This is a genomic window from Pseudomonadota bacterium, from assembly GCA_039033415.1.
Lineage (GTDB): Bacteria > Pseudomonadota > Gammaproteobacteria > Xanthomonadales > SZUA-38 > JANQOZ01.
In genome coordinates this window covers 222,950-235,943 of sequence record JBCCCR010000002.1, presented here as the reverse complement: position 1 = coordinate 235,943, position 12,994 = coordinate 222,950, and the positions used below count along the sequence as shown (strand labels likewise).

At 62.9% G+C, this 12,994-nt stretch carries 12 protein-coding genes; 10 read left to right on the top strand and 2 right to left on the bottom strand.

Annotated features, from left to right (window positions below; all coding sequences use genetic code 11):
* The first annotated feature begins 98 nt into the window (after positions 1 to 98).
* From AAF358_02585 to AAF358_02565, 5 genes are read left to right on the top strand one after another with little or no spacing between them, the layout of a single operon-like run.
* The gene (locus AAF358_02585) at positions 99 to 602 is read left to right on the top strand and encodes a cupin domain-containing protein (protein MEM7704407.1); all 504 of its coding nucleotides are present in this window, start codon (positions 99 to 101) and stop codon (positions 600 to 602) included.
* Entirely contained in the window at positions 603 to 1,586 is a 984-nt protein-coding gene (locus AAF358_02580) for an ornithine cyclodeaminase family protein (protein MEM7704406.1), read from the top strand.
* A gap of 2 nt (positions 1,587 to 1,588) precedes the next feature.
* Positions 1,589 to 2,467 carry an isocitrate lyase/PEP mutase family protein gene (locus tag AAF358_02575; GenBank protein MEM7704405.1) on the top strand — a complete coding sequence of 293 codons (879 nt, stop codon included), beginning with the start codon at positions 1,589 to 1,591 and terminating at the stop codon, positions 2,465 to 2,467.
* On the top strand, positions 2,460 to 3,977 hold the full coding sequence (locus AAF358_02570; protein MEM7704404.1) for an aldehyde dehydrogenase family protein: 1,518 nt from the start codon (positions 2,460 to 2,462) through the stop codon (positions 3,975 to 3,977). Before AAF358_02575 ends, AAF358_02570 begins: the two co-directional genes overlap by 8 nt.
* Positions 3,974 to 4,729: an SDR family NAD(P)-dependent oxidoreductase gene (locus AAF358_02565; protein ID MEM7704403.1), complete on the top strand. Its 756-nt coding sequence runs from the start codon at positions 3,974 to 3,976 to the stop codon at positions 4,727 to 4,729. Before AAF358_02570 ends, AAF358_02565 begins: the two co-directional genes overlap by 4 nt.
* A gap of 9 nt (positions 4,730 to 4,738) precedes the next feature.
* On the opposite strand, the gene AAF358_02560 is transcribed toward AAF358_02565, so the two are convergent.
* Both AAF358_02560 and AAF358_02555 read right to left on the bottom strand, forming a co-directional pair.
* Positions 4,739 to 6,172, bottom strand: a complete 1,434-nt coding sequence (locus tag AAF358_02560; protein ID MEM7704402.1) for a DUF3336 domain-containing protein — start codon at positions 6,170 to 6,172, stop codon at positions 4,739 to 4,741.
* Positions 6,173 to 6,193: 21 nt separating this feature from the next.
* Complete coding sequence (locus AAF358_02555; GenBank protein ID MEM7704401.1) at positions 6,194 to 6,655, bottom strand: DUF1499 domain-containing protein; 462 nt, start codon at positions 6,653 to 6,655, stop codon at positions 6,194 to 6,196.
* Positions 6,656 to 6,803: 148 nt separating this feature from the next.
* On the opposite strand from AAF358_02555, the gene AAF358_02550 reads away from it, so the two are divergent.
* The 5 genes from AAF358_02550 to AAF358_02530 all read left to right on the top strand — a co-directional run bounded on the left by AAF358_02550 (position 6,804) and on the right by AAF358_02530 (position 12,989).
* Complete coding sequence (locus tag AAF358_02550; protein ID MEM7704400.1) at positions 6,804 to 7,175, top strand: cupin domain-containing protein; 372 nt, start codon at positions 6,804 to 6,806, stop codon at positions 7,173 to 7,175.
* A 49-nt stretch (positions 7,176 to 7,224) separates the two neighbouring features.
* Positions 7,225 to 8,373, top strand: coding sequence for a nitrilase-related carbon-nitrogen hydrolase (locus AAF358_02545; GenBank protein MEM7704399.1), 1,149 nt, complete (start codon positions 7,225 to 7,227; stop codon positions 8,371 to 8,373).
* A gap of 102 nt (positions 8,374 to 8,475) precedes the next feature.
* On the top strand, positions 8,476 to 9,786 hold the full coding sequence (locus AAF358_02540; protein ID MEM7704398.1) for a hypothetical protein: 1,311 nt from the start codon (positions 8,476 to 8,478) through the stop codon (positions 9,784 to 9,786).
* A 100-nt stretch (positions 9,787 to 9,886) separates the two neighbouring features.
* Positions 9,887 to 10,513 (top strand): ECF-type sigma factor, encoded by a 627-nt coding sequence (locus AAF358_02535; protein MEM7704397.1) that lies wholly within the window; start codon positions 9,887 to 9,889, stop codon positions 10,511 to 10,513.
* 91 nt (positions 10,514 to 10,604) lie between these two features.
* Entirely contained in the window at positions 10,605 to 12,989 is a 2,385-nt protein-coding gene (locus AAF358_02530) for a serine/threonine-protein kinase (GenBank protein ID MEM7704396.1), read from the top strand.
* Positions 12,990 to 12,994: the final 5 nt, after the last annotated feature.

Genomic DNA, 12,994 nt, shown 5'->3' with positions numbered 1-12,994 from the left:
GGCGTATGCGCCTGGTGTATGGCGCCATTCTCGAAAATGAGTAGCTCGCCGCATTGCGAACGATCAGTATGGGCGGCCATCAGTTATGGAATCGCGCCATGGCGAAAGACCCCAATGAGCCCTGGTGGGCGGTGATCGGCCCGGAAGAGGGCGAATCCTGGTGGCAGCCCATGCCTTCCAGCGGCTACGTCACCCTGAAACTCACCCCGGAATCCATGCCCTACGACGGGTTCACCAGCGGTATCCAGGTACTGCCGCCGGGACACCGCGTTCGTGAACATGGCCACCGCGTGAACCACGAGCTGGTGTTTATCTATGAAGGCTCCGGGCGCGTGGAGATTGAGGGCAACAACTACCCGGTCGAGAAGGGCGCGACGGTGCTGTTCGGTCGCTACGCCTGCCACGTCATCGAAAACACCGGCGATGTGGATATGAAAATGTTTTGGGTGTTTATGCCGCCGGGTCTCGAGCACTGGTTTCGAGGCATCGGCAAACCACGGGAGGCGGGTGATCCGATGCCCGATCCGTTCCCCAGGCCAGACGGCGTGGAGAACATCATGGAGATGCTGCGGTTTGTGCCGCCGCCGCCCGACGCCAAATAAATGCGCATCATCAACCGTCAGGCGCTCGCGAGCTGCCTGAGCCATAGCGATTGTGTCGAGGCGTTAGCGCCAGCCATGCAGATGGTTTCGGCCGGCCGCGTCGACATGCCGCTGCGCCAATATATGCAGATTCCGGAAACCGGCGGCGGGAAATTCACGTTGATGCCCGGCTACCTGGATGACCCTCGAGGCTTCGGCGTCAAGATTGTCTGCAAGTATCCTCGCGAGGCCGACTCACTCTACGGCTCGCACGTCGGCGCGGTGATGTTGTTCGACGCCGAGCTGGGTATCCCGCTGGCGCTGATCGACGGCTCGGAGCTCACCGCCATCCGCACGGCAGCGGCCAGCGCTTTGGCCACTCGCGCGCTGGCGCGGGAAGATAGCCGCGTGCTGGCGATCCTCGGGACCGGGCTACAGGCGCTCCACCATATTCACGCGATTCGCGCCGTTCGCCCCATTGACGAGGTCCGAGTCTGGGGTCGCAGCATGGCTAATGCTGACGCCCTCGCACAAAGCCTTACGCTCCCGGACGGCGTTTCCGTTGCAACGGTTGGCACCGTTGATGAGGCGCTCGATGGCGCTGACATCGTCTGCACCACCACGTCAGCCAAAACGCCGATTCTTGGGGGCGATCAGCTGACACCCGGTCAGCATGTCAATCTGGTTGGGGCGGCCATCATCGAGGCTGCGGAGGCTGATGCTGAGGTAGTCAAGCGGAGCCGCTTTGTGATCGACTACTGGCCTTCAGCCCGGGATCAGGCGGGTGAGCTTGCGGCAGCGCTGGCTGACGGCCTTACCGAGGACGAAGCGGTGGCGGGCGAGATCGGTCAGATTTTGGCGGGTCACGTTGCCGGCCGGCAGGACCAGGAGCAGATTACCGTCTATAAGTCGCTCGGAGTATCCGCGCAGGATCTGGCCGCGGCCCACATGGCTTATCAGCGCGCGAGCGAACAGGATCTCGGTGTTGTGGTGGATTGGACCTGACGATGGGCGCTCGCAGCTTAAAAACCCTTCTCGACCGGCGCTCGCCGGTGATCGCGCCGGGTGTCGCTGACACTCTGGCCGCGCTGGCGGCGGACCGGGCCGGCTTCGAGGCGATTTTTGTGTCGGGCTCGGCGGTTGCCCAAGTTCACCTGGGGCGGCCCGACATCGGGCTGACCGATGCGACCCTCCTGACCGACGTGACGCGCCGAATTGTTGAGCGAGTCGGCATTCCGGTGTGCGCGGACATCGACACCGGCTTCGGCAACGCCTTTAACGTTTACCAGACGGTGCGAGCCATGAACCTTGCCGGCGCTGCCTGCGTCCAGATGGAAGACCAGCAGACCGTAAAGCCTAGTGACCGTGCGCTGGAGCGGCCGGTTATCCCGCTCGCCGACATGCTGACCAAGCTGCGCGCTGCGCAGGACGCCCGCGGCGATTCTGAGCTGCTGATCAGCGCTCGCACGGATGCCCGCTATACCGAAGGTGTGGATAGCGCCTTCGAACGCGCGGCAGCGTATGCCGAGGCGGGCGCCGACCTGGTGTTTGTCGAGGGCTTGCGGGATGCCGCCGAGCGCGCGGCGCTCAGAGACGCGCTTCCGGCTGAAACGCCGAGGGTCTTCAACACCGCAATCCTGAAACAACCCGACGCCGAGTCGGTTTCGATGGTGGCAGGCGAGGGCTATCGCCTGATTCTCGCGCCGACACGGGTAACCGCGGCGGCGGTGGGCTCGATCACCCGGTCGCTTGCGGAGCTGGCCGATCGTTGCCCCGAGGGCAGTGTCCAGGCCGCCATCGCCGAGCCGACCTCCGACGTCTCAACCGTGATCGGCGCTGCCGATCATCTTCAACGTGCAAAACAATGGGAGTTGACCCATGAATGACCTGACGGCTGCAGCCAGTTTTGATCTCAAGCCGGGTACCACAGCTTTTCTCAGCAAGCGTCGACACCAGCTGCTGATCAACAACGAGTGGATCGATCCGCCAAACCTGGACCGCATCGACACGCTCGATCCGGCAACTGGAGAAGTGCTTGGCGACATCCCCGAAGCGGGTAAAGCGGAAGTGGAGCAGGCCGTCAGCGCGGCCCGGGCAGCGCTTACCTCCGACGCCTGGCGTGGACTGACGGGCTCAGCGCGCTCGCGCCTGCTGTGGCGGATGGCCGACCTGATGGAGGAGAACATCGACGAGCTCTCGGAGCTCGAGACGCTCGATCAGGGTAAGCCGTTGGGGGTTGGCCGCTGGGCCGAGATTCCGGGTTCCGTGGAGCAGTTCCGCTTTTTCGCCGGCCAGTGCAATCGGCTTGAGGGAACGCAGATCCCAACGTCGATTGCGTACCAGCCGCCGGGTAAGCGTATCCATGCCTATACCCGGAAGGAGCCGGTGGGTGTAGTCGCCGCCATCGTGCCCTGGAATTCGCCGATCATTATGGCGGCCATGAAGCTGGCACCTGCGCTGGCCGCCGGCTGTACGGTGATTCTAAAGCCTGCGGAGGACACTTCACTGACCGCGCTGCGGCTCGGCGAGCTGGCCATCGAGGCGGGCTTCCCGCCGGGTGTGATCAACATCCTGACCGGCCGGGGTGAAAAGACGGGCAAAGCGCTGGCCAAACATCCCGGCATCGACAAGGTGGCCTTCACGGGTTCCACCGGGGTCGGTAAGCAGATTTTGAAATATGCCCGCCACAACCTGAAGCGCGTCACCCTCGAGCTGGGCGGCAAATCGCCGGTGATTGTCATGGGCGACGCCGACATGGAAGCGGCGATCGGCGGCGCGGCCAACTCGATCTTTTTTAATGCCGGGCAGGTTTGTGTGGCCGGCTCGCGCATGTACGCCCATCGATCGATCTACGATCAGCTGGTGGAAGGTGTGAGCGCCTACGCTGACGGGCTGAAGCTGGGACATGGTCTTGACCAGACGACGCAATGTGGTCCGCTGGTCAGCAAAAAACAGCAGGCCCGCGTTCTGGGCTACATCAAAGAGGGCCGCGAGGATGGGGCTGAGGTGGTCACCGGCGGTAGTGCGCTCGACGACCCGGGCAGCTTCGTCCAGCCAACGGTCGTGGCCAATGTCGGTCCGGAGATGTCGATCGTGCGCGAGGAGATCTTTGGCCCGGTCTGCGTGGTGACGCCTTTTGACGAAACGGATGAAGTGCTGGCTCTGGCGAACGACTCCGACTACGGACTCGCCGCGAGCATCTGGACTGAATCGCTCAGCACCGCCCACCACATGGCGGAGGATCTGCAGGCCGGCACGGTGTGGATCAACAGCCACTCCATGTACGACGCAACCCTGCCGATCGGTGGGCTTAAGCAGTCTGGCTGGGGACGGGAAAGCGGTCAGCAGGCCGTGGAAAACTACCTGGAAACCAAGACGGTCTGCGCGGTTCTATGACCGATCTGGCCGGTAAGGTCTGCCTCATCGCCGGCGCCAGTACCGGCATGGGGCGACGAACCGCTATCCACGCCGGTGCCTGTGGTGCCACCGTCATCTGCGCGGCCCGGCGCGTGGATCTCTGTGAGGCGGTAGCAAAAGAGATCCAGGCGGCCGGCGGCCAGGCGACTGCGCTGCCTTTCGACGGCGTCGATCCGGCCTCCGTTGTCAAGCTGCTGGCCGACGTTGAGGCAAGCTACGGCCGCCTCGATGGTCTGTTCAACAACCTCGGCGACACGCTGGGTGCGTCAACCATCGACGAAACGCCGTTGGAGCGCTGGGAGAATACCCTGGCGGTGAACCTGAGCTCCGTGTTCTACCTGCTGCGTGCGGCCATCCCGCTGATGAGAGCCAGCGGCGGCGGGTCGATCGTGAACAACAGCTCGACAGCGGGTGTCCAGGGTATTGCCACCATGGCCGACTACAGTGCCGCCAAGTGGGGGCTGATCGGGCTTTCTCGATCGGCGGCGCTGGAGCTTGGGCCGGACAATATCCGGGTTAACGTGATTGCTCCAGGAATTATCCAGACTGAGAAGATGGAGGTCTTTCGGGAGCAGTCGCCGGCAATGTTCGACAAGCTATTGGCGGACGTGCCGATCGGAAAATTCGGCGACATGCAGCATGTTGCTGAACTGGTCACTTGGCTGCTGTCGGACGCGTCAGGCTACGTCAACGGCGTCACCCTCCCAATCGACGGCGGCCGCACGGCCTGACCCTGGCGTTTAGAGGTCGATGCCTTTGCCGAGCTTCTTGCGGCAGCGGTCGAAGGCGAGGCTGACGCGCGTGGTGTTTCGGATGCGCTCGATCTCCGGCCACACGGCGCGACGTCCAGACAGCACCAGCCGCTGAAACAGGCGAGGGTTCGGGTTGGAAAAGGTCCGCACGTAGTCTCGCCACTGCGCTTTTGGATGAATGGTCACGTCCCCGCTGTAGGTCTGTGAGGAGATTGCGTGCGCGTGGTTGATCAGGGACTGTAGCCCCGGCACCTCAAGATTCTGCTGGGCCGCTTCCAGGATGTGGGTGATCTGATGGATCGGTCCGGAGATCAGGAGCTGCTTCAGGAAAGGAACCACTCCCCGCTCTTTGTCCTCATCACCCATAAAAGGCACCACGTGCGGGTTCGCCTGGCTGACGATGTAGTGATTCACGTTGTGCATTCGGTTGATGTGGGTCTTGGGGACGTCGCTGTGCACCGAACCATCGATCCACGTGCTTTGGGGCATATAGCGAACGGTTCGACCGCTGAAGTTTCGGGCCGTCAAAACCACCGGCGGAAACAGCCCGGGAATGGCGCTGGAGGCCAGCGCAGCGCGCCGGACAAAAACATGCGGTGCGGTCAGGTAGTTGAGCAGGCGCGGAAACTGATGCGGGTCTGAGGGTGAGACCGAGATATTCAGCTTGCGGCCGGTCCGGGCGTAAGCGTCCTCAAACGTCATCTTGGGAATGTTGCGGTCGATGGAGCGCTGCAGGACCGCCGGGTCGAGCACGCCCTGGCCCTTCATGATGTGCTGGAGCTTCATGATGCGCGACCACTCGAGATCGAGGTAGGCCGGGTCGAACAGGTCGCCAAGCTCCTCATCCGTATGACAGCCGACCACGCCGGCGATGATACTGCCGACGCTGGAGCCAGACAGAACGCGGGGCAGCAACCCCTGCAGCCATAGCTCCTGAATGACGCCCAGGTGAAACAGCCCGAGCGTAGCGCCGCCGCTGAGCAGCAGCGCCGAGCGCCCGAAGCTTTGCGCCGCCCGCTTGAAGAAGACCCGCTTGCTGTCTTCGCTCAAACCTTCGAAGCGCCCGTCGCACAGATGGTCGAGCGCTGACACGACCTCGTCCAGGTAGTCGGTAATCGCCTTCTTGGTGCCAACCCGCGCCACCTGGTAAAGCGCCGGGTTGGCGATGTTGCCGAGGTTTCCGTGCAGCTCCTCCCGCAGGTAGAAGGTGAGACGGTCAATCTCATTTTCGCGACGCAAGCGCCGGAGCAGCGACGTCCGAGCGGCGATCAGTCGGTAGTCGTAGAGCACGCACTCCTTCTCGCGCTTCCACTCGTTGTGACCGGCAAGCTCGTCGAACTCGCCGGCAGCCTGCCGCCACTCCTCAAAGGTGAGCGCCCGCTCCATGGCGGTTTCACACCGGGCCAGATCCTTCTGGGTCATGATTGTCGAAACTCGGACGGCTTACTGGATCAGGCCCTCTGCCTTGAGTCGATCCTGCAGGTCGGTCAGGCGCTTCCGATTGGCGCCCATGTCAGAGTGTCCGACACGGGAAGAGGAGCGCAGCGCCAGCTGGCCGCTGCGGTGATGCAGCTCCAGGTCGTCGACATAGCCAAACAGCGGGGTGCGTGCCTCCGCGCGAAGGTAGTCAGCGGATTCTTCGGTCACGGTGACGCCGTCCGTTTGCTTCACCTGAGCGACAATCGCGCTCCACTCGGCGTCTGCGGTCAAAGCCAGGGTGGGAAAGCCGTGGTCGGGCCCTTCCGCGTCGCTGGACACACAGTTAGGGCTGTCCGGGCAGGCGGCAAACTGATTGTTGGTGATGCCGAGGGCCGGTGGGTTGCTGCGCGAGCTGAAGGCCATGTAGACCGATGAGCCGAGGATGAGAGCCACCAGAATGATGATGATGTAGAACACAATTTTCATGATTTCCTCCAGACCTGCCCAACTTTGGGTGCACAAGCATAGTCGACCCGGCAGAAGTGTGCCGTAAGTATTTTTCTTAGACAGGATGCTTCTGCCCCCTGGCCAGGTGGGCTTACACTAAGGATCCGGTGGAACCACGGCGCAACTCATGATCAGCAAAGCCACAATGTTCGATCCCGCGACTGCGGTGGTGGGCCTCACGCACGGCCTGGAGGCCCAAGTCCATCCGGCCCAGCATGATCCGGGGATCCCGGTTGAAGGCCTGACCATCGGCATTGCCCGCATGTCGGAAAACTCGCCGCACGCGGGTGAGATGCATCCCGACGGCGACGAAACGCTCTACCTGATTTCCGGCCGCGTGCGGGTTGTGCTGCTCGATACGGATCAACCGCCGATCGAAATGACGCCGGGCAACGGCCTGATTGTGCCGAAAGGCACCTGGCACCGCGTCGATATCCTGGAGCCCAGCGAGATCATGTACGCCACGCCGGGTCCCAACAATCAGTATCGACCGCTGTAGTAGTCGCCAGTACGAGAAAGTTACCATCAAACCTATGGAAACCACGCTTATGAAGCCTTCACCCTTGCCTCTGAGCGCACCTCGCGCCATTACCCTCGTCGTTGGCCTGTTGCTGAGCCTTTTCGTGACGGCTGCTATGGCGCAGGACTCAGCCGTCCCGACGCTGGTAAACAAAGACGGCAGCTATCCGACCGTTCCCCTGGAAAAAGACTCGGTGGTGGTGAAAGTCATTCAGCACGGCGTGCAGAACCTCCAGGAAGCTGAGACGGTGGCCAAGGGGCTGGAGACCAACCTCGCTCGCATGGTGGAGCTGTCGGAAAAGGCCTGCAGCACCGGGATGAAGCCGGACTTTCTGCTGTTCAACGAGTTTCCCCTGACGGGCTATTCGACCGGGACCCGGGAAGAGAAGCTGAAGTTCACAATCAAGATCCCAGGTCCCGAGACCGACGCGCTCGGCGAGGTGGCAAAAGACTGCGACACGTACATCATCTTTGGCAGCTACGCGAACGATAACGACTGGCCCGGCCATATCCTCAGTATCAACGCGGTCATCGGCCGAGACGGGAAGGTTGCCGAGCGATACTGGAAGACCCGCAACGTCAAGCGCCTGGGCAGCGACGGCGAGATCCCGACAACCACTATCGAAAACGTACGCGATCGTTACCAGGAAATGTACGGGACCGAAGCCATGTTCCCGGTGCTGCGTACCGAATACGGCAACATTGCGGTGAGCACGGTGCAGCTCGATCCGTTTGTCTTCGCGGCTTACGCCATGCGCGGCGTTGAGATCATGTTCCGGACCTCAACCCTTTTCTCCAAAGAGGACGTGCGGGCTACCGCGTTTTTCAACCGCTTCTACTCGGCGATGTCCAACATTACGTTCCCGCCGGACGGCCCCTACGCCAAGTATGGCGGCGGATCGCTGATCGTCGCCCCGGACGGCAAGGTGCTTGCCGAGGACCCGACCAACAACGAAACCATCATTCAGGCCGAGATTCCGATCGCGGAGTTTCGCGAGGGTCGCTATATCCCGCGCTATCCGCTGGAGGTGGTGGCGCCGGTGTTTGAGCAATACCAGCAGGAGCTGCCGCTCAACCATCTCGATATTCCGGCCGAGAAGCTGCCCAAGACTCGGGCGGATATGAAAACGCTGATGGATGAGCAAAGCCGCTGGCTCAGCACAGACTCGAGCGAATAACCCAAAAGATTGTCACCTCGGCAGCCGGTGCTCCGTTCCGGCTGTCGGGTTTTCCCACCGCGATTCGTACCTTAAGCATGCAACCCGTGTTTGAGGTCCATCATGAAATGTGTTTTTTCGACGCTGATCCTGGGCTCGATGCTGCTGACGTTACACCCCAGCAGCCTTCGGGCGCAGGATCTAGCCGCTACCGACGAGATCTTTCGCAGCGATATCGACCTGCTGCCCGGCACCGCCCAGGGTTTCGCCAACGCTGTGGTCATGGACGGCGACTTCGCCATGGTGGGTGCGTCTCTCCATTTCAGCCAGGAAGGGCAGGTCTACCTGCTGCGGTATGAGGAAGGTCCGGCACCCAACTGGCGCTTTGTAAAGACGCTCGATCGCGCGGCGGAGCCCCGTAATCTTCGTCGCCTCGGCGCTCGGCTGGCGCTGGACGGCGACTGGCTGGCGGTGGCGAGCAACAATGTCGGCACATTGCTGTATCAGCGAAACGCCGGCGGACTAAACAACTGGGGCTTCAGTCAGCAGGTAGTGCTGGAAGACAGCGCCGACCGCCGGGACAGAGATCTGGATAACGATGTGTCCATCTCCGGCAACTGGATGGCGATCGGCGCGGGGCGGACCGATTGGATTGATCTCGGCAGCAATGACGGCAACGACGTGGGCCAGGTGCTGCTTTATCAGCTAAACGGAGCCGACTGGGGCCTGAGCCAGGTGCTGGAAATCCCGGCGCCGGACGTCCAGCGGCTGGCCGGTTTTGGGGCTCGAGTGTCGATCAGCGGTGACGTGCTAGTGGTTGGTCTACCGGGTTATCGGGTTGCGGATCTGGGTGAGGTAGGCCGGGCCTACATCTATCAAAATGGCCCAACCGGCTGGATGCTCCGCCGGACCCTTGAGCGCTCTGAAAACGTCAGCGTGGCCCGCTTCGGCATTGCGGTGGCGGCGACCGAGAGCGTTGTCGCTGTCGGTGACCTGCAGGGCGGCGGTGATGAGACGCCCTCGGTGAGTAACGACGGATCGATTCTGATTTTCGAACGTAACCTCGGCGGGGTGGACAACTGGGGTCAGGCGATCAATCTGCTTCCCAGCCAGCCGGAATTCATCAGCTCGTTTGGCCAATCGATTGGGCTGGTCGGCAACCTCCTGTGGGCCGGTGCCCAGGACGCCGGTTACCTGTTTTCCCGCAGCAGCGGCCTTTGGCGAGAAGTGGATCGGAACCCGGTACCCACCTTTCCAGCGCCCAGCAACGTACGTGAGTACGGGTTCAGCGCAGCTCTGGCGGTGCGCCAGGGTGGGCGACAGATCCTGACCGTGGCCGGCGACATCACCGCGGAAGACGCCAACGACGTGCGCACGGGCGCCGCCTTTTTCTACGGCTATGACGACGTTTTGTTCGCCGACAGTTTCGAATAGGCGCACCGGTAGCCCTGGTTTGGATAACTCGATCGAATCGGCAACCTTTGTCATCGATGGATTCACGTTTGGGACCGGCCACCGGTGGTAATATTCATGCATGGATCGCACACCGCCGGGCGCTGGTCGCCCTGGAGAGGCCGATGGGGCAGACGAGGACGTCGACCCGGCCGCGGACAACGCAAGCAATCTGGCTTCAGGACTGCCGGCCGATTTGTCGCTGGACGATCTGCTGCCGGTGGCCTATGCCCGGCTGCACCAGTTGGCGGCCTCAGCGCGTCGGTCTGTGGGACCTTCGCCGACGCTCAACACCACCGCGCTGGTCAATGAACTTTTTCTCAAGCTGGTGGCCAGCCGCTCGCTCGACACGTCCGATGAAAACCGCTTCTACGCCCTGTGTGCCCGCACCATGCGCAACATCCTGATCGACCGGATCAGGGCGCGCAAAGCCGGCAAGCGGACGCCGCCGGAGCCAGCCACGGCTGACGGGCTGGTCTCCGATCAGGTGGAGTCGCTGCTCGCCGTGGACGACACGTTGAAGCGGCTCGCCGGCCACTCCGAGCGCCTCGTGGAGCTGGTGGAGTGTCGAGTGTTTGGCGGCTACACGCTAGCGGAATGTGCCGACATCTTCGGCGTGACCGAACGCACGGCCCAGCGCGACTGGCAGAAGGCCAAAGCGCTGCTCGCGATGGGCATGGAAGGGGCGCAGCCTGAGTTCCTGGGCTGATATCGAGGCGCTGCTGGACCAGGCGCTCGATCTTCCCGAGGCAGAACGCGCAGACTGGCTGCGTTCGATCACGGCGCAGTACGACAGCGAAGTGGTTGGGCAGGTTGAGGCGCTGCTGGGAGCGCTGGCGCGGCAAGGTGGCGCGCTGGAGTCCTTAACGCCTGGCGGCGTACTCGCAGACCTGGAGGAAGCTGAGGCCCTCGATGAGTACCAGCAGATCGGCGCCTGGCGTGTCGGAAAGCCGCTCGGCAGCGGTGGCCAGGGAACCGTCTATGCCGTCACCCGCAGCGGGGAAGGCTTTGAGCAAAGCGGCGCCCTGAAGCTGCTCAACAGCCGATTGGCCAATCCGAGTGCCCTACGCCGCTTTGAGCGAGAGCGCCGGCTGCTGGCGAGCCTGGATCACCCGGGCATTCCGACGCTGCTGGACGGAGGGGTTCTCGAAGACGGTTCCCCGTGGCTGGTGGTAGAGCTGGTGCAGGGCGAAACGCTTTCCACCCGGCTACGGCAGGCCCCGCTGCCGCAGGATGAGGCTGTCGATCTCGGGATCAGCCTCTGCGACACCCTCTCACACGCGCATCAGAAGCTGATTGCGCATTTGGATCTCAAGCCCGGCAACGTCATGCTGGATTCAGGTGGCCGGGTTCGGCTGCTGGATTTTGGAATTGCCCGGCTGGTCGACGACGCATCTCACGCGCTCGCGCAAACCGGCCCCGCTTATACCCCCGCCTTTGCCGCGCCAGAGCAAATCAATCAGCAGCCAGCCACCACGGCCACGGACATCTATGGCGCCGGAGCGGTGCTGCTTGCTGCGCTGACTGGTCGCCCACCGTTTTCCGCGGACAACGTTTCAGCCCAGCTGGAACAGATTCTGCGCGAAGAGCCTGAGCTGCCATCCAGTGTGCCAACCGACCTGGGTGCCATCATCCTGCGCTGCCTACGCAAGGAGCCAGCACAGCGCTACGCCAGCATCGACGCCCTGCAGGCAGACCTGCAGGCCTTTCGTGATGGCCAGGCCGTTACGGCACGAGCCGGCGGGTGGCGGTATCGGTTCGGCAAGCTCGTGGCCCGGCACCGAGCGGCGAGCGCGGCGCTGGCCCTCCTGCTGCTGGGGGTGCTGACCAGCGCGGGCGTTTATGTCAGTCAGCAAAGTGAAATCCGCGAGCAGCGTGACCTGGCGCAGCTTGAGGCAGAGCGCGCAAACAGCATGCTCGATTTTGTGGAAAAAGCGCTGGCCGGGCTGGATTCGAACCTGAATGCGTCACCGACGGTGGGACAGTTCCTGCGTCAAGCGGTGGATCAGTCGGAGGAAATCAGTGATCCCGTAGCCCGGGCTCGCCTCCTGAACCTGCTGGGCCTGGCCCTGCATGGTCAGGGCGAAAAGGCCGCGGCTACCGAGGCTATGGCCCTGGCTTTGCCTCTGTTGGAAAGTACCGAACTGAGGGGCGGGGATCTCCACGTCAATGCACTCCTAGCGCTCTCGGACGAGGCGATTGCCAATGGGCGGACCGCGGAAGCCATCCGACTGTCTGAGGAAGCTTTGGACCTGGCCCGAATGGAAAACAGTCCCGTGACGCTCGAGTACGAGCTCGCCGCGGTCGGGCAGCTTTCCTGGGGCCTGGCCGAAAACGGTGAGAACGATCGGGTGAGAGAGCTCACCACCCCTTATCTGGACGCCATGCAGGACATCGCCAACGATGAGGAGCTCAACGCGTACGGCATGCTCTCGATCATGGCGGGGCGGGTAGCGGAAAGCGATGAGCGTCGCTACGAGCTTGCCAGCCAGATGCATGACGCGGTGCTCGAAGCATTCCCCGATCGCCCCGCGACCCACGTGAGGGAGAAGGTGGTCCTCGGTCGAAGGGCGCTGGCGCTTGGCAGCGTTGTCGAGGCGCTGAAGCTGTTTGAGGATGCGGAGGCCGCTGCTCGGGCCGCCACCGACGGCGAACCATTTGTGGCGTCCTACGCCATCATGCAGCAGGCGGCCATTCACCGAACCCAGGGTGACTTTACGCGTTCCGCTGAACGGCTGGCCGTGGCGGAGCCACTGACGAGCAGTCAGGGCCAGCGCATGGTGCAGCTGCTGGCGGCAGAGCAGATTCTGCTGGCCGTGGACGCCAACCAACTCGACGAAGCCTCAAAGCTACTGGCTGACCAGGAATTGTCGTGGCCTAACCCTGGCACCAGCGCTGCGCAGGCGCTGGGGGAGGCAAAGGCGCGCCTAATGTTGGCTAAGGGCGAGTCGGCTGAAGCCGTGATGGCGGCAGCGCCCGGTTCACTGACCGCCCGTATTGCGGGGTTGAGAGAGTCCTGCAGTCTTGTCGAAGAGCCCGAGCCGCAGGCCTCTGACCTGCCAAGTCTCAGCTACCGGCTGTGGAAAATGGCCAGCGCGCGCTGTGCCGGTGAGACTGTCGAGGCAGGCCAAAGGCGTGACGACCTGGTCAGAGTGCTGGGCGCGGCGCACTGGATGGTTCAATAGGTGGG

What these genes read in the sequence shown, in the direction of transcription:
- AAF358_02585 (MEM7704407.1), top strand. Translation starts at nt 99, where the DNA reads ATGGCGAAAGACCCCAATGAGCCCTGGTGGGCGGTGATCGGCCCGGAA.
- AAF358_02580 (MEM7704406.1), top strand. Translation starts at nt 603, where the DNA reads ATGCGCATCATCAACCGTCAGGCGCTCGCGAGCTGCCTGAGCCATAGC.
- AAF358_02575 (MEM7704405.1), top strand. Translation starts at nt 1,589, where the DNA reads ATGGGCGCTCGCAGCTTAAAAACCCTTCTCGACCGGCGCTCGCCGGTG.
- AAF358_02570 (MEM7704404.1), top strand. Translation starts at nt 2,460, where the DNA reads ATGAATGACCTGACGGCTGCAGCCAGTTTTGATCTCAAGCCGGGTACC.
- AAF358_02565 (MEM7704403.1), top strand. Translation starts at nt 3,974, where the DNA reads ATGACCGATCTGGCCGGTAAGGTCTGCCTCATCGCCGGCGCCAGTACC.
- AAF358_02560 (MEM7704402.1), bottom strand. Translation starts at nt 6,172, where the DNA reads ATGACCCAGAAGGATCTGGCCCGGTGTGAAACCGCCATGGAGCGGGCG.
- AAF358_02555 (MEM7704401.1), bottom strand. Translation starts at nt 6,655, where the DNA reads ATGAAAATTGTGTTCTACATCATCATCATTCTGGTGGCTCTCATCCTC.
- AAF358_02550 (MEM7704400.1), top strand. Translation starts at nt 6,804, where the DNA reads ATGATCAGCAAAGCCACAATGTTCGATCCCGCGACTGCGGTGGTGGGC.
- AAF358_02545 (MEM7704399.1), top strand. Translation starts at nt 7,225, where the DNA reads ATGAAGCCTTCACCCTTGCCTCTGAGCGCACCTCGCGCCATTACCCTC.
- AAF358_02540 (MEM7704398.1), top strand. Translation starts at nt 8,476, where the DNA reads ATGAAATGTGTTTTTTCGACGCTGATCCTGGGCTCGATGCTGCTGACG.
- AAF358_02535 (MEM7704397.1), top strand. Translation starts at nt 9,887, where the DNA reads ATGGATCGCACACCGCCGGGCGCTGGTCGCCCTGGAGAGGCCGATGGG.